General features: G+C 64.5%; 21 protein-coding genes. 13 read left to right on the top strand and 8 right to left on the bottom strand.

Translation table 11 applies throughout. The annotated features are described in order from the left end of the window. Positions 1–42: 42 nt before the first annotated feature. A complete protein-coding gene (locus Q358_RS0108145) occupies positions 43–513 on the top strand; it encodes a flavodoxin family protein (RefSeq protein ID WP_027961597.1) in 471 nt (156 codons plus the stop codon). Positions 514–588: 75 nt separating this feature from the next. Here the strand turns inward: Q358_RS0108145 and fadA are convergent, their stop codons facing one another. Both fadA and fadB read right to left on the bottom strand, forming a co-directional pair. Continuing rightward, positions 589–1,767, bottom strand: coding sequence for an acetyl-CoA C-acyltransferase FadA (gene fadA / locus Q358_RS0108140; RefSeq protein WP_027961596.1), 1,179 nt, complete (start codon positions 1,765–1,767; stop codon positions 589–591). Between the two features lie 27 nt (positions 1,768–1,794). Next, positions 1,795–3,972: a fatty acid oxidation complex subunit alpha FadB gene (gene fadB, locus Q358_RS0108135; RefSeq protein WP_027961595.1), complete on the bottom strand. Its 2,178-nt coding sequence runs from the start codon at positions 3,970–3,972 to the stop codon at positions 1,795–1,797. 223 nt (positions 3,973–4,195) lie between these two features. Between fadB and Q358_RS16870 the strand changes: the two genes are divergently transcribed. Beyond that, entirely contained in the window at positions 4,196–5,395 is a 1,200-nt protein-coding gene (locus Q358_RS16870) for a DUF5924 family protein (RefSeq protein WP_043487898.1), read from the top strand. Between the two features lie 72 nt (positions 5,396–5,467). After that, a complete protein-coding gene (gene slyA / locus Q358_RS0108125; RefSeq protein WP_027961594.1) occupies positions 5,468–5,920 on the top strand; it encodes a transcriptional regulator SlyA in 453 nt (150 codons plus the stop codon). On the opposite strand, the gene Q358_RS16865 is transcribed toward slyA, so the two are convergent. Then, entirely contained in the window at positions 5,917–6,447 is a 531-nt protein-coding gene (locus Q358_RS16865) for a hypothetical protein (RefSeq protein WP_043487896.1), read from the bottom strand. The two genes, slyA and Q358_RS16865, sit on opposite strands and share 4 nt — an antisense overlap. A gap of 119 nt (positions 6,448–6,566) precedes the next feature. On the opposite strand from Q358_RS16865, the gene Q358_RS0108115 reads away from it, so the two are divergent. Next, positions 6,567–7,022: a universal stress protein gene (locus Q358_RS0108115; RefSeq protein WP_027961593.1), complete on the top strand. Its 456-nt coding sequence runs from the start codon at positions 6,567–6,569 to the stop codon at positions 7,020–7,022. Between the two features lie 47 nt (positions 7,023–7,069). Here the strand turns inward: Q358_RS0108115 and Q358_RS0108110 are convergent, their stop codons facing one another. Beyond that, entirely contained in the window at positions 7,070–9,022 is a 1,953-nt protein-coding gene (locus tag Q358_RS0108110; protein WP_027961592.1) for an ATP-binding cassette domain-containing protein, read from the bottom strand. A gap of 105 nt (positions 9,023–9,127) precedes the next feature. Here Q358_RS0108110 and Q358_RS0108105 point away from each other — a divergent pair, with 105 nt between their 5' ends. Both Q358_RS0108105 and Q358_RS0108100 read left to right on the top strand, forming a co-directional pair. Further along, positions 9,128–10,039, top strand: coding sequence for a TatD family hydrolase (locus Q358_RS0108105; RefSeq protein ID WP_043487893.1), 912 nt, complete (start codon positions 9,128–9,130; stop codon positions 10,037–10,039). Beyond that, positions 10,036–10,557 (top strand): hypothetical protein, encoded by a 522-nt coding sequence (locus tag Q358_RS0108100; protein ID WP_245598293.1) that lies wholly within the window; start codon positions 10,036–10,038, stop codon positions 10,555–10,557. The genes Q358_RS0108105 and Q358_RS0108100 overlap by 4 nt, the downstream gene beginning before the upstream one ends. 15 nt (positions 10,558–10,572) lie before the next feature. Here Q358_RS0108100 and Q358_RS0108095 read toward each other — a convergent pair whose 3' ends face one another. Then, positions 10,573–11,130 (bottom strand): elongation factor P hydroxylase, encoded by a 558-nt coding sequence (locus Q358_RS0108095; RefSeq protein WP_027961589.1) that lies wholly within the window; start codon positions 11,128–11,130, stop codon positions 10,573–10,575. 110 nt (positions 11,131–11,240) lie between these two features. Between Q358_RS0108095 and Q358_RS0108090 the strand changes: the two genes are divergently transcribed. From Q358_RS0108090 to Q358_RS16860, 3 genes are all read left to right on the top strand, one after another. Further along, on the top strand, positions 11,241–12,689 hold the full coding sequence (locus tag Q358_RS0108090) for an MATE family efflux transporter (RefSeq protein ID WP_027961588.1): 1,449 nt from the start codon (positions 11,241–11,243) through the stop codon (positions 12,687–12,689). Beyond that, positions 12,661–13,713, top strand: a complete 1,053-nt coding sequence (locus Q358_RS0108085) for a DUF3080 family protein (protein WP_051530254.1) — start codon at positions 12,661–12,663, stop codon at positions 13,711–13,713. Before Q358_RS0108090 ends, Q358_RS0108085 begins: the two co-directional genes overlap by 29 nt. A 158-nt stretch (positions 13,714–13,871) precedes the next feature. After that, positions 13,872–14,603: a hypothetical protein gene (locus Q358_RS16860; RefSeq protein WP_051530253.1), complete on the top strand. Its 732-nt coding sequence runs from the start codon at positions 13,872–13,874 to the stop codon at positions 14,601–14,603. Here Q358_RS16860 and tusA read toward each other — a convergent pair. Then, entirely contained in the window at positions 14,600–14,839 is a 240-nt protein-coding gene (tusA, locus tag Q358_RS0108075; protein WP_027961586.1) for a sulfurtransferase TusA, read from the bottom strand. The genes Q358_RS16860 and tusA overlap by 4 nt on opposite strands. Positions 14,840–14,884: 45 nt before the next feature. Between tusA and Q358_RS0108070 the strand changes: the two genes are divergently transcribed. Then, positions 14,885–15,175, top strand: a complete 291-nt coding sequence (locus Q358_RS0108070; protein WP_027961585.1) for an antibiotic biosynthesis monooxygenase family protein — start codon at positions 14,885–14,887, stop codon at positions 15,173–15,175. A gap of 3 nt (positions 15,176–15,178) precedes the next feature. On the opposite strand, the gene rlmM is transcribed toward Q358_RS0108070, so the two are convergent. Beyond that, a complete protein-coding gene (gene rlmM / locus Q358_RS0108065) occupies positions 15,179–16,258 on the bottom strand; it encodes a 23S rRNA (cytidine(2498)-2'-O)-methyltransferase RlmM (RefSeq protein ID WP_027961584.1) in 1,080 nt (359 codons plus the stop codon). Positions 16,259–16,585: 327 nt separating this feature from the next. Here rlmM and gdhA point away from each other — a divergent pair, with 327 nt between their 5' ends. Continuing rightward, a complete protein-coding gene (gene gdhA / locus Q358_RS0108060) occupies positions 16,586–17,938 on the top strand; it encodes an NADP-specific glutamate dehydrogenase (protein WP_027961583.1) in 1,353 nt (450 codons plus the stop codon). A 167-nt stretch (positions 17,939–18,105) separates the two neighbouring features. On the opposite strand, the gene Q358_RS16855 is transcribed toward gdhA, so the two are convergent. Further along, positions 18,106–18,579 carry a hypothetical protein gene (locus tag Q358_RS16855; protein ID WP_211248319.1) on the bottom strand — a complete coding sequence of 158 codons (474 nt, stop codon included), beginning with the start codon at positions 18,577–18,579 and terminating at the stop codon, positions 18,106–18,108. Positions 18,580–18,790: 211 nt separating this feature from the next. Here Q358_RS16855 and istA point away from each other — a divergent pair, with 211 nt between their 5' ends. Then, positions 18,791–20,314, top strand: a complete 1,524-nt coding sequence (gene istA / locus Q358_RS0108050; protein WP_043487891.1) for an IS21 family transposase — start codon at positions 18,791–18,793, stop codon at positions 20,312–20,314. Next, entirely contained in the window at positions 20,301–21,041 is a 741-nt protein-coding gene (istB, locus tag Q358_RS0108045; protein WP_027961581.1) for an IS21-like element helper ATPase IstB, read from the top strand. Before istA ends, istB begins: the two co-directional genes overlap by 14 nt. Positions 21,042–21,101 lie beyond the last annotated feature (60 nt).

Below are 21,101 nucleotides of genomic sequence, written 5' to 3'. Positions count from 1 at the left end.
ACGGTATTCAGGCGCGATACGGCAATTCGTTCGGAGGCCTCCATGTCTGCCACAAAGAAACTTCTCGTCATTGCTCACGCCCCGTCCGAGAACACCAGGAAAATGTTAGAAGCCGTCATCAATGGCGCTTCTGATCCCGCAATAGAAAATGTGGAAGTACAGTCGCTAGCTCCCCTTGAAACGCAACCCGAGGATATCAAGTCGGCCGACGCCATCATTCTGGGAACGACGGAAAACCTGGGGTACATGGCAGGCTTGGTAAAGGACGTATTCGACAGGTGCTACTACCCCTGTCTGGACCAGACCCAGGGCATGCCATTTACCTTTTATATTCGTGCAGGTCACGATGGCACCGGCACTCGCCAGGCGATTGAATCCATCACCACAGGGCTGCGCTGGCGTTGGGTACAGGAGCCGCTGATACTGCGCGGTGAATGGCAGGAAGAGTTCCTTGACCAGGTAAAAGAGCTCGGCATGGCCATGGCCGCCGGGCTCGAGGCGGGCGTGCTGTAGTTCTCCTCGGCCTGAAACAGCGACGGCGCCCCCGAGGGCGCCGTCGCTGTGTCCTGCATCAAGTCGATGCTGACGTCACTTCAGGCGTTCGAACACCGTGGCCACGCCCTGACCCATGCCGATACACATGGTGGCCAGGCCCAGGGTGGTATCGCGCTCGCGCATCACGTTGAGCAGGGTGGTGCTGATGCGCGCACCGGAGCAGCCCAGCGGGTGGCCCAGGGCGATGGCGCCGCCGTGCAGGTTGACCTTCTCGTCCATCACATCGCGCAGGCCCAGATCCTTGAGCACCGGCAGCGACTGGGCGGCGAAGGCCTCGTTAAGCTCCACGGTGTCGATGTCATCGACACCGAGGCCGGCGGCCTTGAGCGCCTGCTTCGAGGCCGGCACCGGACCATAGCCCATGATGGAGGCATCGCAGCCGGCCACACCGGTGGAGAGCACCCGCGCGACAGGCTCGAGGCCCAGCGCCTGGGCGCGCTCGTAGCTCATCACCGCCATGCCCGAGGCCCCCACCGAGAGCGCCGAGGAGGTCCCCGCCGTGACGGTACCACCGCGCGGGTCGAAGGCCGGCTTGAGGGCGGCCATGCTCTCCAGGCTGGCATCGGCCCGTATCACTTCATCATGCTGGATCAGGGCCCGGAAGCCGTTGGCGTCATGCCCCTCCACGCCGATGATCTCGTTATCGAAGCCGCCCTTCTCCATGGCGGCCTGGGCGCGCTGGTGAGAGCGCACGCCGAAGGCATCCTGGTCTTCCCGTGAGACGCCATGCATCTTGCCCAGCAGCTCGGCGGTCAGACCCATCATCATCGCCGCCTTGGCGGCGTGCTTGCTGGCCGCCGGGTTGACGTCGACGCCGTGGGTCATGGGCACATGCTCCATGTGCTCCACGCCGCCGATCACGTAGAAATCCCCCATGCCGGCCTTGATGTTGGCCGCGGCGATATGCAGCGCGCTCATCGAGGAGCCACACAGACGATTGACCGTCTGGGCGGGGACGGTGCGCGGAATGCCGGTCATGATCGCCGCGTTCCGGGCGATATTCATGGCCTGCTCCAGGGTCTGATTGACGCAGCCCCAGATCACGTCATCCACTTCTGACGGGTCGAGGCCCGGATTGCGGTCGAACAGCGACTGCATGACGGCGGCGGACAGGTTCTCGGCACGCACGTTTCGAAACGCGCCGTTCTTGGCCTTGGCCATGGCGGTGCGCACACAGTCGACCACCACGATATCTCTCGGATTCAAACGCATCTTGCTACTCCTGTTGTGGTGGCGAATTCAGGCCTGGGCCGGTGTGGGATAGAAGCGCTCGCCGGCGGCGGCCATCTCGCGAAGCTTGTCGGTGGGTGCGTAGAGGGCACCCAGTTCCTCGGCCAGCTCATCGGCTTGAGCGACGAAGGCCTCGGCTCCCATGGCATCGATATAGCGCAGCGCCCCCCCGCGGAAGAGCGGGAAGCCGATGCCGTAGATCAGCGCCATATCGGCCTCGGCCGGGCTGCCGACGATGTCATCCTCCAGGCAGCGCACGGCTTCCAGGCACAGCGGCACCATCATCCGGGCGATGATGTCCTCGTCGCTGAACTCACGACTCTCCTTGGCCACGCCCTTGACCAGCTCGATGGCGGCCTCGTCACGCACCTTCCTGGGCTTGCCCTTGCGGTCTTCCTCGTAGGCGTAGAAACCCTTGGCGTTCTTCTGCCCCAGGCGCTGATTCTCGTACATCAGCTGAATGGCGCTCTTTTCGCCCTCGCCACCCAGGCTGCCCATGCGCTCGGGGAAGCCCCTGGCCATTACCTCGCCGGCGTGAACCGCGGTATCCATGCCCACCACGTCGAGCAGGTAGGCAGGTCCCATGGGCCAGCCGAACTTCTCCATGACCTTGTCGACCCGGTGGAAGTCGGCGCCCTGCTCCATCAGCAGGCTGAAGCCGCCGAAGTAGGGGAAGAGCACGCGGTTGACCAGAAAGCCCGGACAGTCGTTGACCACGATCGGCGTCTTGCCCATGGCCCGGGCATAGGCCACGGTCGCGGCCACGGCGGCGTCGCTGGTCTGCTCACCGCGAATCACCTCCACCAGCGGCATGCGATGCACCGGATTGAAGAAGTGCATCCCGCAGAAGTTCGCGGGGCGCTTGAGGTTGGCCGCCAGCTGGTTGATGGAGATCGTGGACGTATTGGAGGCCAGTACGGTCTCTTCGCTGACCTCGCCTTCCACCTCGGTCAACACCGCATCCTTGACCTTGGGGTTCTCGACGACCGCCTCGACCACCAGGTCGACATTGCCGAAGTCACCGTAGGAGAGGGTCGGCCGGATATTGCTGAGTCGCTCGGCCATCTTCGCGGAGGTGAGCTTGCCACGCTCGACCTGCTTGGTGAACAGCTTGCGCGCCTCCTTGAGGCCCAGCTCGATGGCGTCGTCCTTGATGTCCTTCATCAGGATGGGCGTGCCCTTGGAAGCGCTCTGGTAGGCGATGCCACCGCCCATGATGCCGGCACCCAGCACGGCGGCCTGGGTCACCGGAGAGGCCTGCTTCTCGTAGTGACTGCCCTTCTTCTTGACGACCTGGTCGTTCATGAACAGGCCGACAAGGTTGAAGGCGACATCGGTCATCGCCAGCTTGACGAAGGCCTTGGCCTCGATGGCCTGAGCCCGGTCACGCGTCTCTCCGGCGCCCTTCTGGATCACCTTGATCGCTTCCACCGGCGCCGGATAATGCGGGCCCGCCTTGCCGGCCACGAATCCCTTGGCCGTCTCGAAGGCCATCATCTGCTCGATGGGGCCCAGCTTGAGAGGCTGGCGCTTCTCCTCACGGCGCGCGCGGTGGTCCAGCTCGCCGGCCATGGCTCGGGCCAGGATATCCCGGGCCGCGGCTTCCAACTGCTCGGCCGGCACGACGGCATCCACGGCGCCCATCTTCAGGGCGGCATCTGATCGATTCTGGGTGCCACCGGCGATCCATTCGATGGCATTGTCGGCACCGATCAGGCGCGGCAGCCGCACGCATCCCCCCCATCCCGGAAGGATACCCAGCTGGGTCTCCGGCAGGCCAATCTGAGCCGACTCACTCATTACCCGGAAGTCGGTGGTCAACAGCACCTCGCAGCCACCCCCCAGCGCCAGCCCGTTGATCGCGGTCACGGTGGGAAACGGCAGGTCCTCGATGGCATTGAAGATATCGTGAACCTGCATCAGCATCGATTCCAGGAAGTCGGCGCCCTTGCCGAACATCACCTGGAACTCGGTAATGTCGGCACCGACGATAAAGGCTTCCTTGGCGCTGGCCAGCAGCAGGCCCTCTACGCCGTTCTCGTTGCGGAGCGCCTCGATGGCCTCACCCAGCTCCGTGATCACTGCGCTGGAGAGCGTGTTGACCGACTCATCCTTCAGATCGAAGGTAAGCGTGGCGACATCATCATCGCCTCGCACTACCGTGATGGCATTGCCCTGATAGATCATTTCACGAATCTCCCGATTTCATACGGCCGTTTGAATGGCTAACAGCTTGGTTCAGCCTGGCCTTCGCGTCAAGTCTCTTGCCCGAAGTTCCGGGTTACCAGCGTGACAACATGACTCATGCCACTGCCGACGCTTTCCGCCATGGGTGGCATCGGGGTCGAACGCCGGCCAATACTGCTAGGATAACTGGCTTATCGAATCGGTCAGCCCAGCAGATACGCGAATGCCCTCTCCGAACAGTACGCCACCCCCCAGCCATATCACCCGCCTGCAGGCCCATGCCGAGGGGCTGGTGCGACGACTCCGCCCATGGAGCTGGCTATGGCCCCCCGCGGCTTTCGCCGCGGGACTCGGCAGTTTCTTCCTGGCGGAGCGCCAACAGTGGCTCGGCGCGCTGCTGGCGCTGGGGATGCTGGCCGCCTGGCTGTTGCTGCTCTTCGAGAGTGTGATCGGGCGACTCCTGGCACGGCGCCGCTACCCCACACTGGCACAGGGAGCCCCTCAGTTCATTGCCCAGATGATCCACCAGGAAACGCTGTTCTTCTGTCTTCCCTTCCTGCTGGCGACCACGGTCTGGAGCAGCGGACAGGCTCTGTTCACCCTGCTGGTGATCGGCATGGCGCTGTTCTCCATCATCGACCCGCTCTACTATCGAGTGGCCGAGCGCCTGCGCTGGCTCTACTTCGCCTTTCACGCCCAGTGCGTCTTCCTGGTCGTGCTGGTCACCCTGCCGACACTGCTCCATCTGACGACCTACCAGAGCCTCCTGCTGGCCATCACCGCCATGTTGTTGTTCAGTCTACCGAGCCTGCTCCACCTTACCGCCAATCAACGTGGGCGACGCTGGTTGATGGCGCTCACTCTGTTGCTGCCCCTGGCCGGCGCCGCCTGGCTGGGACGCATCTGGGTGCCACCGGCCAGTCTGTGGATCACCGCCACGGCGCTCTCGCCGAGCTTCGATGTGGCCGCACGGGAACCCAGAGGCGAACGGCGCCTCACGCCCGACGCACTGAATCACCAGGGGCTCTTCGCCTATACGGCGATTCATGCGCCACGCGGGCTGCGCGAAGAGGTCTACCATGTGTGGCGCCACGACGGTGAGGAGGTCGACCGCATCCCGCTGGTGATCGATGGGGGACGCGAGGCAGGCTATCGCGCCTGGAGCCATAAGCAGAACTTCCCCGATACGCCGGCAGGACGCTGGCGCATCGACGTGATGACCGAGGGCGGGCAGCGCATCGGGGTGATCCGCTTTCGCGTCGCCGAGGATGAGTCGGCGACCCTGGCCGATGGCAGCCCACAACGGCCGGCAGGCCTGCCGGGGCTGGCCTGGCGGTCCCTGATTCCCGACGACGGCAAACCAAACAGCAACATTATCTCGACCGACACACCAACATCATCAACTGTGCGGGAAAGCGAATGATAAGCCCGCTTGCAATCCACGCGGCGGGTTCCGACAATCCAGGCATGTTTCCTGAATCGAAGGCCATTGCCAATGCAAGAGAATATCGGGTTTCAGCTTAGCCGGTTACCTCGGCTGTGGCGCGCGATCATCGATGAGCGTCTCGCTCCCCTGGGCCTGACTCAGACCCGCTGGGTCACGCTCTATCACCTGTGGCGGCTGGGTGACGGCCAACCTCAGTGCGACCTGGCCCGGGCCATCGGCGTCGAGGCTCCCTCACTGGTACGCACCCTGGACCAGCTATCCGAGCAGGGGCTGGTAGAGCGCCGGCCCTGCGATCAGGACCGCCGCACCAAGCGCGTCTATCTCACCGCCGCCGCTACACCACTGCTCGAGCGTATCGATGATGTGGTGCAGGAGGCCCGCGACGAGATGTTCGCCGGCCTCGACGCGGACGAAATCGCCACCCTGGGCGAGCTGCTGTCACGCATCGAGGATAACGGCCTGGCACTGCAGGCCCGCGACGATACTGCCGTCGAGCCTTAAACCAGGGGTGGCGCTGGCGGCCCCGACATCTGCGGATGATCGGGTCGCCTCGCCAGGCCATCGCGCAGGGCCTGAAAATCCTCCAGGTAGGTCGAGAAGCGTTCGAACCCCTGGGACTCATGCCACCACAGGGTCAAGGCGGCGGTATCGGACTCCACTACCAGGGCATCCTGGGGCAATCGTTCCACCAGCCGCTTGAGCCTGGCCTCCAGCGCTTCGGGCAGGCCGCGCAGCGGTTCCTTGCGCCAGCGCCAGCCGTGGCCGAACGGCTTGAGGGCATCGGCCGCATAAGAGTCGCGTACCAGCATGAAGTCAGGCCCCGGCTGCTGCGGCGGATAGTGCCACCGATAGGCTGGCATCGGCACCGTATCGCCATGCAGCGGTGGCACCCGCAGCGCTACCTTGAGTCCGCGCTGCATGGCGGCATTGCGCAGGGTCGCCACGCGCTTCTGTCGCGGGCTAGGCTTGAGCCACATCACCGGCGAAGCCACCAGCAACATGACCAACAGGATGAACAGCCAGATCATCGGCGTCTCCCCTTCGAGTTAATGCGAAATAGTTGATATAGATCGTTGTCTTGACGAGCCAGCCGGCCTAGAGTGAAAGCATCCCCTTTAAGGAACGACACCCGTCGAGGAGCCCTCCCATGAGCAACGAATACCGTCACGTTCTGGTCGCCGTCGACCTGACCAAGGATTCCCACAGGGTGCTTGAACGTGCACACCAGATTGCCGATCGCAACCATGCCAAGCTTTCCATCATGCACACCCTGGAGCCGCTGGGGTTCGCCTATGGCGGTGACATCCCCATGGATCTGACCAGTATCCAGGACCAGCTCGATGAACATGCCAAGCAGCGCCTGGCCGAGATCGCCGACGGCGATGTGGCCAAGGAAGACCAGCACGTGGTGGTCGGCATGCCCGACACCGAGATCCATCGCTTCGCCGAGGAGCAGGACGTCGACCTGATCGTGGTCGGCTCGCATGGCCGCCACGGCTTCGCCCTGCTGCTGGGCTCCACCTCCACCGGCGTTCTTCACGGGGCCCAGTGCGATGTACTCGCCGTCCGCGTCGGCAAGAAAGGCGAAGAGAGCGCAGAATAATCACCCTCTTCCCGCCCTTTGGAAAGGCGCCTCGCGGGGCGCCTTTTTTATGCCTCTCCGGCGGCAAGCGCTTCCAGCTCCATCCACCGTTCCATGGCCGCATCGAGCTCGGCCTGACACGCGGCCAGGGCATCCAGGGTGGCCGTCACTTCGCTGGCCTCCTGTCGATAGAAGGCCGGATCCCCTGCCCTGGCCTCGAACGCGGCGACGTCTTCCTCCAGTCGCTCGATCCGGGCCGGAAGACCATCGAGTTCGCGCTGCAGCTTGTACGAAAGCTTGACCGGCTTCTTCGCCTCGCCGCTTCCCGGCGCCGACGGGCCTGGCGTCGAAGACGCCTGGCTCCCGGTATCCGTTGACGACACCTCCGCCACCGGTTCGACATGCTGACGCGCCGCCCCTTCCCAGGGGGCTGGTGGCAGGCTGCCACCCTGGCGCACCCAGTCGTTGTAGCCCCCCACATACTCTTGCACCCGGCCCTCGCCCTCGAAGGCCAGCACGCTGGTGACGACGTTATCCATGAAGGCCCGATCGTGGGAAACCAGCAACAAGGTGCCATCGAAGCCGAGCAGCAGTTCCTCGAGCAGCTCCAGGGTCTCCACGTCCAGGTCGTTGGTCGGTTCATCCAGTACCAGCACATTGGCGGGCTGCGTGAACAGCTTGGCCAGCAGCAGGCGATTGGACTCGCCACCCGAGAGCGCCTTGACCGGCTGGCGCACCCGTTCGGGCGTGAACAGGAAGTCCTGCAGGTAGCTCATTACATGGCGGTCGCGACCGCCCACGGTCACGCGGTCGCTGCCCTGGGCCACATTGTCATACACCGTCTTCTCCGGCTCCAGCCCGGCGCGCAGCTGGTCGAAGTAGGCCACCTGCAGCTTGGTCCCGAACTGTACCTTGCCTTCGCTCGGCTCGAGCTCCCCGAGCAGGATCTTGAGCAGCGTCGTCTTGCCGGCACCGTTGCGTCCGATGAAGCCGATGCGGTCGCCGCGCTGGACCTCCAGGGTAAGATCGCGAACCACCGTCTCATCGCCGAAGCGCTGGGTGACATGCTCGAGGCTCACCACCCGCTTGCCACTGCGTTCGCCGCTGTCCACGGAAAGCGAGGCCTTGCCCTGACGCTCGCGCCGCTCGCTACGCTCACGGCGCAGCTGTTCCAGCGCCCTGACGCGTCCCTCATTGCGGGTTCGCCGGGCCTTGATCCCCTGACGGATCCAGGCCTCCTCCTGGGCCAGCTTCTTGTCGAACTCGGCGTGCTCGCGAGCCTCCACTTCCAGCTCGTGGTTTTTCTGCGCCTGATAGGCGGCGTATTCCCCGGGGTAACGTCCCAGGCGGCCGCGGTCCAGCTCGAGAATCGTCGTGGCAAGCTTCGACAGGAAGGCACGGTCGTGGGTAATGAAGAGCACGGCCCCCCGAAAGTCCAGCAGCTGCTCCTCCAACCAGGCGATGGTGTCGAGGTCGAGATGGTTGGTGGGCTCGTCGAGCAGCAGCAGATCGGGCTCGGCCACCAGCGCCCGGGCCAGCGCCACGCGACGACGCCAGCCCCCCGAGAGCGAGGCCATCTCGGCCTCGGCGGGAAGCCCCAGGCGGGTCAGCACTACATCGATGCGCTGATGGAAGGACCAGCCATCGATGGCCTCGAGCCGCGTCTGCAGCTCGGACATGCGACGCATGTCGGGCTCGTCTTCATGAATCAGATGGTGATAATCGGAGAGCAGGTCACCGGCCTCCGGCAGGCCTCCGGCCACCATGTCGAAGATGGTCTGGCCCGAGGCCTCGGGAAGCTCCTGATCCAGCACACCGATCTTGAGCCCGGGGGCGCGCCAGATGTTGCCGCCATCGGGCAATATCTCGCCGGCCACCAGGCGCAACAGGGTCGACTTGCCGGTGCCGTTGCGCCCCACCAGGGCCAGGCGTTCGCCCTTCTCGAGCACCAGGTCGGCACTGTCGAGAAGCACATGGGTACCATAAGCCAGTTGCAGCTGTTCCAGACGTAGCAGGGTCACGCGCGAACCTCTCTTGATCGTGAAGGCCGCCAGTGTAACGCAAGCGCGCCCGAACGTGGCCGCGGCAAGCGCCCGACGGGTAGAATGGCCCCTTTGCCAACCCTCATGCACAGGAGCCAAGGCGTGGCCGACCCCTTCGACGACTTTCTCCCCGAGGCGCTGCGCTTCACCGCCCCCGGTCCATTGGTGGATATCGGCGCCAACCTGACCCATGACAGCTTTGCGCGGGACCTCCCGGCGGTGCTGAACCGCGCGCGGGCGGCCAATGTGACCACGCTGATTCTCACCGGTACCGACCGCGAACATGCCGAGCAGGCCGTCGCCCTGGCCCGCCGGCACGGGGGGGCGGGCCTGGCGCTGCATGCCACCGCCGGGGTGCACCCCCATGACGCCAGCCACTGGAACCCCCGCCTCGAAGCCGCCATGCGGGAACTGTACCGCCAGCCCGAGGTGGTGGCGGTGGGCGAATGCGGGCTCGACTTCAACCGCAATTTCTCCACCCCCGCCGAGCAGGAGCATGCCTTCGAGGCTCAGTTGGGGCTGGCCGCAGAGACGGGTAAGCCGCTGTTTATCCACGAGCGCGATGCCGGGCAGCGCATGCGCGAGATGCTGCATGCCTGGCGCGATGAGATCCAGGATGCCGTGGTGCACTGCTTTACCGCCGACCGCGCCACCCTGTTCGGCTATCTCGACCTGGACCTGCACATCGGCCTGACCGGCTGGCTGTGTGACGAACGCCGCGGCCATCACCTGCGTGAACGGGTCGCCGAAATTCCCGCCACGCGACTGATGATCGAAACCGACTGTCCCTACCTACTACCGCGCAACCTGCCTGCCAAGCTCAAGGGCAGGCGTCATGAACCGGCCCTGCTGCCCTGGATCCTGCGAGAGATCGCCTACTGGCGTGGCGACTCCGAGCTCGATCTGGCGGCGGCCACGACCACAACGGCCCGGCGCTTCTTCCGGCTGGAAGCGAATGCCACCCGCGAGGCGAGCCGCGATGAGACAACTCCATGAGGACTCCCGACATGCCATCTAACGGCGATGACACTTCGCTCCCCGGCTTTATCGCCGTGGAGACCGGCGATGCGGGCGGCTTGCCGCTGGCGATCGCCTGGACCCTGCCCGACGGGCGCATCAAGCACACCCTGATCCAGCCCGACGATGAGTGGCTGGAGGCCGAGCTGGTTTCCCTCGGCGGATACAGCCTCGAGGAACTGGGTAGCATGGGGGTCAGCCCGCTGGACGTGATCCGCGAGCTGGAGAACGATCATTTCAACGCCACGCTGTTCACGGCCGGCGTCGGCGACGACGAGGCGGCGCTTTCTCTTCTATTCGACACCTTTGGCCTCGACCCCTTCGTCGAGCTGGCCCCCGCGGACAGCCTGTATGACGGCCTCGCACCCGGCGACTGGGCGCGCGCCCGGGGAGAACTGTTTGGTGAAATGGGTCTCGAACCGCTGCGTCCCGAACACGAGGTCGAGGTGATGCTGCACCTCCATCAACGCCTCGACGACGGCCTCGACGACGGCTGACACCTTGGCAGCGCGTCAGGCCGGTTCCCTCAGCAGGCGGTGGCGTCCCGTCGCCACCGCTTCGGCAAGCGGTGCCCCATCACGGTAAAAGGCCTCCAGGGCGGCATGCAGCGCCTCGGCCCGGCGTGGCAAGCCCTCACGTTCGTAGCGCTGAGCCCGCGACTCGACCCTGGCCAGGAAGGCGTCGCGATCCACCTCGGCGTCGCCTTCGAGGTTGTCGACGCTGATATGGAAGCGCAGATCACAGGCGCGGGAGAAAAGCATTTCCAGCGCCTGGGGCGCCACCTCCACGGCCTCGAAGTCACGCTGCTGGGCGTCATCGCGCCCATCGGGCAGATACCAGTAGCCGTAATCCTCGAGCTGGCGACGCCGGGCGCCGGCGATGCACCAGTGGCTGACCTCGTGCAGCGCGCTGGTAAAGAACCCCCGCGCGAAAATGATCCGATGCCAGGGTGAATCGGCGTCGGCAGGCAGGTAGAGAGGCTCCTCCCCGCCGCGCACCAGGCGCGTCTGGTAAGTCGCCTGAAACAGCCCGTCGAACAGGGCGATGATGTCCTCGAGGCGGTGCTTCACGCGGCCTCCATGGTCGTGGGTGAAACACCAGTATACCCGCCGAGAGTCGGGCAAAAAACGTCAGGCCCTGCTAGCATAAGCGCCCTTACCGACTGCATGGAGTGCACGTCTTGAGCCGTCTTCTGGCCATCCTTCTCGATACCGCTCGCCAAGAGACTCGCCTGCTGCTGGCACTGGCCCTGCCGATCTGCGGCGCCCAGCTGGCCCAGGCGGGCATGAGCGTGGCCGACGTGATGATGACCGGCCGACTCAGCGCCACCGACCTGGCGGCCGTATCGGTGGGCTCCAGCCTATGGCTGCCGCTGATGCTGTTCATGACCGGCACCATGATGGGGCTTACCCCCGTCGTCGCCCAGCTGCTGGGCGGTCGGCGAATCGCCGAGATCACGCCCAATGTGCACCAGGGGCTATGGGTGGCACTGGCGCTGGGCGTGCTGGCCGCCGGACTGCTGTGGTTCGCGGTGGGGCCGATCTTCACCCTGATGGACGTCCCCGAGGCGGTCGCCGAACGCTCCCGCACCTATCTCTTCGCGGTGGCCTTCGGCATGCCCGGGGCCGCCCTCTTCCAGGCCCTGCGTGCCTTCTCCGACGGCATGAACCATACCCGCCCCTCGCTGTGGATCAGCCTGGCGGGGCTCGCCGTCAACGTGCCCAGCAATTTCGTGTTGATCTACGGCGGTGACGGAATGACCGCCCTGCTGGGCCCATGGTTACCGGACTGGATACAGGCACTGCCGGCGCTTGGGGCCCTGGGCTGCGGCATTGCCACCGCCCTTTCGCTATGGACCATGTGCCTGACCATGGCGCTCTATACTCGCCATTCGCGAGTCTATGGCAGGGTCGCCTTGTGGCAGGTTCCCCGCCTCCCCCACTGGCCGATGATCGGTGAGCTGCTTTACGTGGGACTCCCGATCGGGGTCTCGATCTTCGTCGAGGTCACGCTGTTCACGCTGATCGCCCTGTTTATCGCCAGCCTCGGGGAGGTCACCGTGGCCGCCCACCAGGTGGCACTCAACTACACGTCCATACTGTTCATGCTGCCACTGTCGCTGAGCATGGCGCTGACGGTCCGGGTCGGCAACGTCCTGGGTCAACAACGCTATCGCTATGCGCGTCGGGTCGCCTGGCACGGCATCGCCTTCTGCCTGGCCGTGGCCCTGATCAATAGCCTGCTGCTGCGCTTCACCGCGGAACCCGTGATCGGCCTCTATACTCGCAATGCGGAAGTGGCCGGACTGGCCCTGTCGCTGGTCCTGCTGGCCATGATCTATCAGGTCTCCGACTCGCTGCAGGTCAATCTGGCCGGCGCACTGCGTGGCTACAAGGACACGCGTATCATCATGGCGATCACCCTGGCCTCCTACTGGCTGGTGGGCATGGCCGGTGGCCACTGGCTGGGTACCCGCGGCGTTCCCGGCCTGACGGGGCCTCTCGGCGTTCATGGTTACTGGATCGGCCTGATTGCGGGGCTCACCGCCGCCGCGGTAATGCTCGGTGAGCGATTGAGACGAATCGGCAAGGCGGTGGCTCATGGCGAACGCGACCCGCTTCATTCCTGACTTCCTTTACCGCAGCGCCATGGGCATCGCCCTGACGCTGATGCTGTCGGGCTGCGACGGCGGAGGCGCCAGCGACCTTCTGCTGCGCGACTATCATGCGGCCCTCGCCGAGCGCCTCGGCGTGGCGCCGCCCGAGCACGCCCAGCCGCGCAATATCGGTGCCTTCCCCGAACTCCGCGAGCGTCGCCTGCCCGTGCCCGAAACGCGCGAGAGCCTGCTCAACGTCTACGCCCTGCGCGAATGCCATATCACCACGCTGGTGGCAGAGCACAACAGCACCCTGGGCCGCGTCGCCCCCGCCAGCCAGCGTTGGCAATATGAGCTCGCGTTATGGCAGCGCCTCACGGCATGCCGGAACAGCGAGGTAGCCGACCGCCTCGCCGCGGACGACCGCGCGCGCCTCGAACGGCTCACCACGACCAAGCGCCGCCAGCTGCCCCTCGCCACCTGGAACGGTCTCTTCGGTTCAGAAGAGTGGGCGAAGAACTTCTCCCGGGTCAGCTCGCCACTGGAGCCGGACACCCTGGCCCCCCCGGGTGAGCAACTGGCCGCCCTCGACTACCTTCACAGGCTCAGCCGCGCACCCTTCGAGACAAGCTTGTCGCTGCCTGACCCCGAGGCGTTGGAGGACCACCTTCAAGCCCTCAACGAGCGTTCCTACACGGCGCAACTGCTGCGCACCCTGGTACTCGGCGAACAGCGCCTCGAAGAAGCCAATGCCCTGCTCGACCAGGCACTCGTCGCCCCCGGGCACTGCCCGTCGGAAGGCCTTATCGCCAGGCCCCGGCAGATACCCGAGTTCGAGCGACTCGCCGGCTGGGTCGCGACACTGGATGATGCCGCCACGCGGTGGCTGGCAGGCCTCACCCCCCTCTTCGAAAGCGTGGAGAATCCACCGCAAGCCGTACAGGAATACCGCCGAGCCTGGCTCTCCCGACACGAGGCCGAGGCACCCTTCACGAGATTTCGTCGGGCCTGGCAGGGCCATCTGGAACGACGCGAGCGCCTCGCCTCACGCTGTTGAGTCTCGTGTCCCACGATGACTTCATGCGCCACGGGCTTAACCTGTGGGCGGGTCTATGCTATTGGTGGTTCTCGTATGACGCAGAGTGCTTCCGTGCCGGCCCGAGGCGCTTGCCGCCCGGCCCGGTTCCAAGATCAAGCAGCACCTGGAGGGACACCATGGGAACCCAGCTGTCACCCCGCTCGGCCCAGGTCATCGACCTGGACGCCAGGCGCCAGCGTCAGCAGGCCAGACGCCGCCTGGTCCGCTTGGCACCGGAACTCGACGGGCTCGAGATGGTGTATCGCCTCGACGCCAATCCCGACATCCTCTATGGCATGCCACTGCTGGCCTGGGGCCTTCGCGAAGATGGCGAGGTGGTGGGGTTGGTGCCGTGGATGGAGTCGCTGACGCCCTGTCAGCACCTCGACGACGACGACCATGGTCGCTTCGTCGGCTACCGCGACCCCGAGACCGAGGAGCTGTTTGACGTCGCCCCCGAGCACAAGCTGATGGAGCTGGAGTATGCTGCCGGCTACTTCGACTACGAGGAAACCGAGCAGGTTACCCTGATCCAGCAACTGCCCGAGATTCAGGGCACCTACGCCCTATGCATGGATGAGGGCGACAACCCCTGGCTGCTCAAGCAGGTATTCGGCTGGCGCCTATACAGCGATGGAAGCGTCGAGGCACTGCTCGCCGACGAACGCCGCGTGGAACAGACACCGATCCTGCTCGGCGATGCCTGCCTCTATCCCGGACACAGCCGACACCGTCTGGTCTACTTCTTCCAGCGACAGATCGCCAACCGCATTCGCCAGGAAGACCCGGCGACCCTGGAGGCACTGGCCCTGATGGTCGTGTCGGATGGCGATACCGCTACGTCGCCGACGACGCCGGGACAGGATTAGCCCAAACGGATAAAGTAGACGTAGCTGTCGCCGACCTGCTGCTGATAGGTCAGCTCATGGCCCAGGAACTGGCAGAACTTGGGTACGTCGCGGGTGGTCGCCGGGTCGCTGGCGACCACCTTGAGCACCTCCCCCGTCTGCATGTCGCGGACCCTGTTGTGCATCAGCATGATCGGCTCGGGGCAGTAGAGCCCGGTGGTATCGAGCTCGGCCTGAAAGTCGTGTATCTCCGCCATCGAAGACCTCGTGGTTGCTAAAAAAAATCAGTCGGAGCCTGCAAGATGATCAAGATCATTATCGAACGCCGCATCATGCCCGGACTCGAAGAAGAATACGAACAGGCGGCCCGCGAGGCCATGCGGCAGTCCCTGGGGGCCAGGGGGTTCGTGAGTGGCGAGAGCCTCGTGGAAATGGGTCACAGCGATCGGCGTCTGATGATAACCAAGTGGCGCGACCTGCGCGCCTGGAAGGAGTGGTACACCAGCGAAACCCGCTCTCAGGTGATGCAGGGCCTGCAGCCACTGCTCACCGAGGAGGAACGCATTCGCATCTACGAACCCACCTCGCACTGAGCGTCACATCTTGATCCGCACATGCACCGTCACCTCTTCACGATCATGATAGAGGTGACGGCAGGTGATTTCGGCCTCGACTCGCGAGGCTTCCAATGCCTTCTCAAGCCGCCGCAGGCAGGCCTCCACTTCCGGCCAGCGCCGCTTCATCGGCAGCTTGAGGTTGAAAACCGCCTCCCTGCACCAGCGCCTAACCAGCCAGCGTTCCACCATCGCCACGACCCGTGACGGCTTATCGACAATATCGCAGACCAGCCAGTCCAGGCGATACGGAGGCTCCCATGTAAAGCCATCTTCATGCAGGTGCTCGACCAGCCCACTCGCCATCAGCGCCTTGTCCATCGGGCCGTTGTCGATAGCGTAGACATGCATGCCGCGCTGTACCAGCTGCCAGGTCCAGCCACCGGGTGCCGCCCCCAGGTCCGCCGCCTGCATGCCCTCGCCGAGTCGCTCACCCCACTCCTCTCGCGGCACAAATTCGTGCCACGCCTCTTCCAGCTTGAGAGTGGAACGGCTGGGGGCCGATTTGGGAAAACGCAGACGGCGAATGCCGCCCGGCAACTCGCTGCGGTTACCCGGAAAACTCATGCCCAGCTGTACACGGTCACCGGCGCTCCACAATAGATGAAGGCGACGACCGCCGGCCTTGCGGCGCAGGGCCTTGCGCTTCTTGAGCAACGCAGTGAGCGGACGCTCCAGCGCCTTGGCCAGTCCGGCCAGCGCCTTGCCATCGTTGGTATCCGGTGTTTCCTGCCAGACGCTGTCGAAACTCCAGCCGCTGGCCATCACCTGGTCGATAATCGGGGTCAGACGATCATCCCGCGACAGCGTCAATGGCGGCAATGCCACCAGGCTCTGCCGGGCAAAGACCAGACCGCTCAGGGGCAGGTCACGATGCAGGCCATTCGCCGCCTCTCCCTCGGGCAGCAGGAATCGTACGAAGCCCGCCCCCTGGGCGTAGTCGGCGTGCCCCGCCCTGCCGAGCGAAGCAACCTTATCGACGAGTTCGGCGGCCAGGTCGGGCTCGAAACCGGGGCGGCAGTAACAGAGCAGCTCTACCGGGTAAGTCATCGTCTTCTCCATGCCCCACCTTCCTTAACAACACCTCGGGAACCAGGCTTTTTGCCGGAACACTCGGCGGCGGGGAACCTTAGCACCCCTCCCACCTCAGGGGAAGCCGCCGCCATCACCCTGACAAGCCCGTCGCAGCGGCGAACGGGGGTTCACCGGGAAGACGAATAGCGGCCTTCCCGGAGCCGAGCCATGGCCTGCCACCTCACTGCGCATAATGCACGCATGACCCATACAGTTGATGCATAATGGGGCATTGCTATATAGTCACTGTCCGTGGAAACCACTTTCAGATTGGCCCACTGCGGTCGGCACATTCTCCCTGTACAGGATACGACGATGCCTTACGTTCACGAGACCCTGGAAAACCTTCGCAAGAGCAGTCCCGCCCAGACCGAGTTCTACCAGGCGGCAGAAGAGGTGCTCGAGTGCCTGCGTCCGCTCTTCAAGCGCAGCCCCCACTACCATGAACACAGCATCATCGAGCGCATCGTCGAGCCGGAACGCCAGATAATGTTCCGTATCTGCTGGACCGACGACACCGGTCGCGTCCAGGTCAACAAGGGCTACCGGGTCCAGTTCAACTCGACACTCGGCCCCTACAAGGGCGGGTTGCGTTTCCACCCCAGCGTCACCTCCGGCACCATCAAGTTCCTGGGCTTCGAGCAGATCTTCAAGAACGCCCTCACGGGCCTGCCCATTGGTGGCGGCAAGGGCGGCTCGGACTTTGACCCCAAGGGCAGGTCCGATGGCGAGATCATGCGCTTCTGTCAGGCCTATATGTCCGAGCTGTACCGGCATATCGGCCCACATACCGATGTGCCCGCCGGCGACATCGGTGTCGGCGGCCGTGAAATCGGTTATCTCTACGGCCAGTACAAGCGCCTCACCGGCCGCTATGAAGGCGTGCTGACCGGCAAGGGCCTGGACTGGGGCGGCTCCATCGGCCGCAAGGAAGCCACCGGCTACGGCGCCGTCTACTTCGCCCAGAACATGCTGGAAGCTCTCGGCAAGACCCTGGAAGGCAAGACCTGCCTCGTCTCGGGAGCCGGCAACGTGGCGATCTATACCATCGAGAAGCTGTACGAGATGGGCGCCAAGCCCGTTACCTGCACCGACTCCCGCGGCACCCTGCATGACGCCAAGGGGGTCGACCTCGACCTGCTCAAGGAACTCAAGGAAGTCAATCGCGCGTCGCTGGAGGTCTATCTGGAGAAGCACCCCGAGGCCAGCTATACCCCAGTCGATGAGTACCCGGAAGATGGTCACGCCGTCTGGCGCTTCAAGGCCGATGCCGCCTTCCCCTGCGCCACCCAGAATGAGCTCACCGCCGCCGATGCAGAGGCCCTGCTTGCCAACGGCGTCTATTGCATCAGCGAAGGTGCCAACATGCCCTCCGCCGCAGACGCCGTGGACCGTTTCCTCGAGGCGAAGATCGCCTATGGGCCCGGCAAGGCCGCCAATGCCGGTGGCGTGGCGACCAGCCAGCTGGAGATGGCCCAGAACAACAGCATGGAGCAATGGCCGCTCGAAAAGGTCGACGAGAAGCTCAAGGAAATCATGGCCAATATCCATCGTCAGTGTGCCGACACCGCCGAGGAATTCGACGAGCCCACCAACCTGGTGCTGGGCGCCAACATTGCCGGCTTCCGCAAGGTCGCCGACGCCATGATCGATCACGGCGTCGTCTGAACCGCCAAGGCGACGAAAAAAAGCCCGGGCCTCAGGTCCGGGCTTTTTTTGGTGCTGAAGTGCCCCCCTCGGAGCTGCACAGGCTATAGTGCATCACAAAAGAAGCCCCGCTACTTCAACACTGTACGGGACTTCCGAAAGGTACGCTTCAAACAATCGCGCAGCTGCTAGCGGGTCAATGACTCGGCCTTCGATGAGGAGTCGAAGGCATGCAAACGCGCCTGGTGCTCTTGATTCACGTGCTCCACAAACTGATTCCCTTTCCCGACATGAGAAATGATCAGCTCGCTGGCCTTGGTATAACGATGCCCAACCTGCACAAAATAGGATCGACACGCCCAGCTGATAAACCCTTTGCGGAAAAGGGCACCATCCACGTCACGCCATTTCACACCAACAACCCCTTTCTGCCACGGGAATACCCCTTGATAGAGCCATACCCCACTATCGTCGGTATAAAGTCGCACGCTACGGATGTAGCAGACCTGATATACGAACCAAGCGATGGCCAGGATCCCTGCTGCGATCGCAATCCATGGCTTTTCCAAAGCGGTGGAAATCAGTAACCCCACGAATCCAGAAACCACAGCGACCACCAGCGGCCTCACGTAGGCAACCCAGGACAGCGTGTGTGTTGCCAATCTGTTATCCCCGCACTGCATGCATATTGCTCCCTTTTCAAGCCAAAAAGCGTTGGTATGAGTGCCTTCAAGCACGGTTGTTAATGGCCAAGTAAATTGACCCAGTACCGGCCAACGCTTCTGACCCACCCCCGAGGTGGCAGCGCTGCCACCATCCACCTACCGTGTCGGCTCAGCCAAGGGTCGGGACGGAGATGTGAAGGACTGGGGAATGATTCACAAGATCAAAGCGTTACACGATGACGGACAGGGCCTGTCGATCCGTGCCATCGGCCAGGAGTTGGGCATCTCCCGCAACACCGTCCGCAAGTACCTCCGCCAGGACGAGGCGACCATCGAGGCGGCGCAGTCGAACCGCGAGCGCGAGAAGAAACTCGACGCCCACCGCGACTACATCGTCTACCTGCTGCGCACCTTTCCCCGGCTGAGCAGCGTCAAGGTGGCCCGCAAGCTGCGCGAGAAGGTCGGCGAGCTGGCGGTCTCGGAACGTACCCTGCGTCGCTACGTGCAGCAGGTGAAGAGCACGGTGGCCAGCCGGCAGCGGCGCTACTACGAGCCAGTGCTCGACATGGTGCCCGGCGTCCAGTGCCAGGTGGATCCGGGTGAGCTGCGTGAGGTGATGATCGGCGGCGAGCCGCGCCCCCTGTACTTCGTGGTGTTCGTGCTCTCCTACTCGCGCCTGACCTATGTCGGCATCAGCCTGTCGCCGCTCGATACCACCACCTTCATTCGCCTGCACGACGAGGCCTTCCGCTACTTCGGCGGCCTGCCGGAGGAGTGCGTCTACGACCAGACCAAGATGGTGGTGATCAGCGAGCAGTTCCGTGAGCTGGAGGTGAACCAGCGCTTCCACGAGTACGCCACCACCGCCGGCTTCCGGATCCATGCCTGCTGCGGCTACGACCCGGAGAGCAAGGGCAAGGTCGAAGCCGGGGTGAAGTACGCCAAGCAGGATGCCTTCTATGGCGAGGTATTCCGCGACGAGGCCGACTTGCGCGCTTACGTGCGGCAGTGGCTCGACGAGGTCGCCAACGTGCGCACTCATGGCACCACCGGCCAACAGCCGAGGGCGCTGTGCGACGCCGAAGAACGGTGCCACCTGCGCCCCTACCTGACGCCGGCCTGCGTGGGCCGCGAGGCCGACGGCATGGCCCCGCGCCGGGTCGACAAGACCGGGCTGATCGCCTGGAAGGCCAACAAGTACTCGGTGCCGATGGCCTACCAGCAGGGCCGTGTCGGCGTCCGGGAAGCGGAAAACCGCCTGGCGATCCATGACCTGGAGAGCGGCGACGAGATCGCCACCCATGCCCTTCACCTAGGCAAGGGCCGCACGCTGCGCAACGAGAGCCATTACCGCGACCACCGCCAGCAGGAGGCGGAGCTTGAGACGGCCATCATCCGCTGCCTTGGCGCCTCGTTGGGGGAGCAGCTCTGTGCGCGCCTGCGTGCCGCCATGCCGCGCCACTACAAGGACCAGCTGCGCGCCGCCAAGCAGCTGCTGGAGGGCGAGGACATGCTGGACCTGGCGCTGATCGGCGACTGGGTCACCCGGGAGCGCCTCACCGCCGGCGGCCTCAAGGAGCGGCTGGCGGCGGCGCGGCTCGCCAAGGCGCGGGGCCGGGATCCAGAGGGCGACACCCCCAGCGGTCCATGCACGACACCGGTGGAGTTGGCTCAGTACGGCCGGCTTGGCCACTCCAGCGGCCAGCAGGAGGTGATCCATGGGGCAGCTTGAGCTGACCGCCGGGCGCTACCGCAGCCTGCGCCTGGGCGCCATCGCCGGCGACCTCACCGCGCTGCTGGCCCAGGCCGAGGCCAACGAGGTCTCCTACCTGGCCTTCGCCGACATGCTGGTCGAGCATGAGCGCCAGACCCGCGAGGCCAAGCGCATCGACCTCTACCAGCGCCAGGCCGGCTTCCCCAGCGACAAACGGTTGGAGGGGTTCGACTACCGCCACCAAACCACCATCACCAAGCGCCAGGTCAACGCCCTGCTGGACTTCGCCTTCCTCGACAACCGCGAGAACCTGGTGTTCATCGGTCCGCCGGGAGTGGGCAAGACCCACCTGGCGATCGGTATCGGGCAGAAGGCCATCGAGGCCGGATACCGGGTGCTGTTCCGCAACGCCCTGGATCTGGTCGAGGAGCTAGAGCTGGCGGAGATGAAGGGCGAGCTGAAGAAGACGCTGCACAAGCTCGCCAAGGTTGACGCCCTGGTGATCGATGAGCTGGGCTACCTGCCGATGAGCCGGCAGGCGCGCTACGCGCTGTTCCAACTGATCAATCGGTTCTACGAGCACCGGTCACTGATCATCACCACCAACAAAGACTTCACCAGCTGGGGGGAGTTCTTCCACGACGACAACGTGGCGGTGCCGATCGTCGACCGGATCATCCACCACTCGCACCTCTACCTGCTCGGGGGGGAGAGCTACCGGCTGAAGCAGAAGACGCTCAGCTGACGATCACGGGTGGGTCAATTTTGTTGGCCGCTGGTGGGTCAGTTCTGATGGCCATTGACA

This window comes from Halomonas halodenitrificans DSM 735 (assembly GCF_000620045.1).
Lineage (GTDB): Bacteria > Pseudomonadota > Gammaproteobacteria > Pseudomonadales > Halomonadaceae > Halomonas > Halomonas halodenitrificans.
Note: the sequence above shows the minus strand (reverse complement) of the source record. Positions and strands in the feature narration are given on the sequence as shown.

Coding starts and splice junctions, on each gene's coding strand:
- Q358_RS0108145 (WP_027961597.1), top strand. CDS start 43: ATGTCTGCCACAAAGAAACTTCTCGTCATTGCTCACGCCCCGTCCGAG.
- fadA (WP_027961596.1), bottom strand. CDS start 1,767: ATGCGTTTGAATCCGAGAGATATCGTGGTGGTCGACTGTGTGCGCACC.
- fadB (WP_027961595.1), bottom strand. CDS start 3,972: ATGATCTATCAGGGCAATGCCATCACGGTAGTGCGAGGCGATGATGAT.
- Q358_RS16870 (WP_043487898.1), top strand. CDS start 4,196: ATGCCCTCTCCGAACAGTACGCCACCCCCCAGCCATATCACCCGCCTG.
- slyA (WP_027961594.1), top strand. CDS start 5,468: ATGCAAGAGAATATCGGGTTTCAGCTTAGCCGGTTACCTCGGCTGTGG.
- Q358_RS16865 (WP_043487896.1), bottom strand. CDS start 6,447: ATGATCTGGCTGTTCATCCTGTTGGTCATGTTGCTGGTGGCTTCGCCG.
- Q358_RS0108115 (WP_027961593.1), top strand. CDS start 6,567: ATGAGCAACGAATACCGTCACGTTCTGGTCGCCGTCGACCTGACCAAG.
- Q358_RS0108105 (WP_043487893.1), top strand. CDS start 9,128: ATGCACAGGAGCCAAGGCGTGGCCGACCCCTTCGACGACTTTCTCCCC.
- Q358_RS0108100 (WP_245598293.1), top strand. CDS start 10,036: ATGAGGACTCCCGACATGCCATCTAACGGCGATGACACTTCGCTCCCC.
- Q358_RS0108085 (WP_051530254.1), top strand. CDS start 12,661: ATGGCGAACGCGACCCGCTTCATTCCTGACTTCCTTTACCGCAGCGCC.
- Q358_RS16860 (WP_051530253.1), top strand. CDS start 13,872: ATGGGAACCCAGCTGTCACCCCGCTCGGCCCAGGTCATCGACCTGGAC.
- tusA (WP_027961586.1), bottom strand. CDS start 14,839: ATGGCGGAGATACACGACTTTCAGGCCGAGCTCGATACCACCGGGCTC.
- Q358_RS0108070 (WP_027961585.1), top strand. CDS start 14,885: ATGATCAAGATCATTATCGAACGCCGCATCATGCCCGGACTCGAAGAA.
- rlmM (WP_027961584.1), bottom strand. CDS start 16,258: ATGGAGAAGACGATGACTTACCCGGTAGAGCTGCTCTGTTACTGCCGC.
- gdhA (WP_027961583.1), top strand. CDS start 16,586: ATGCCTTACGTTCACGAGACCCTGGAAAACCTTCGCAAGAGCAGTCCC.
- istA (WP_043487891.1), top strand. CDS start 18,791: ATGATTCACAAGATCAAAGCGTTACACGATGACGGACAGGGCCTGTCG.
- istB (WP_027961581.1), top strand. CDS start 20,301: ATGGGGCAGCTTGAGCTGACCGCCGGGCGCTACCGCAGCCTGCGCCTG.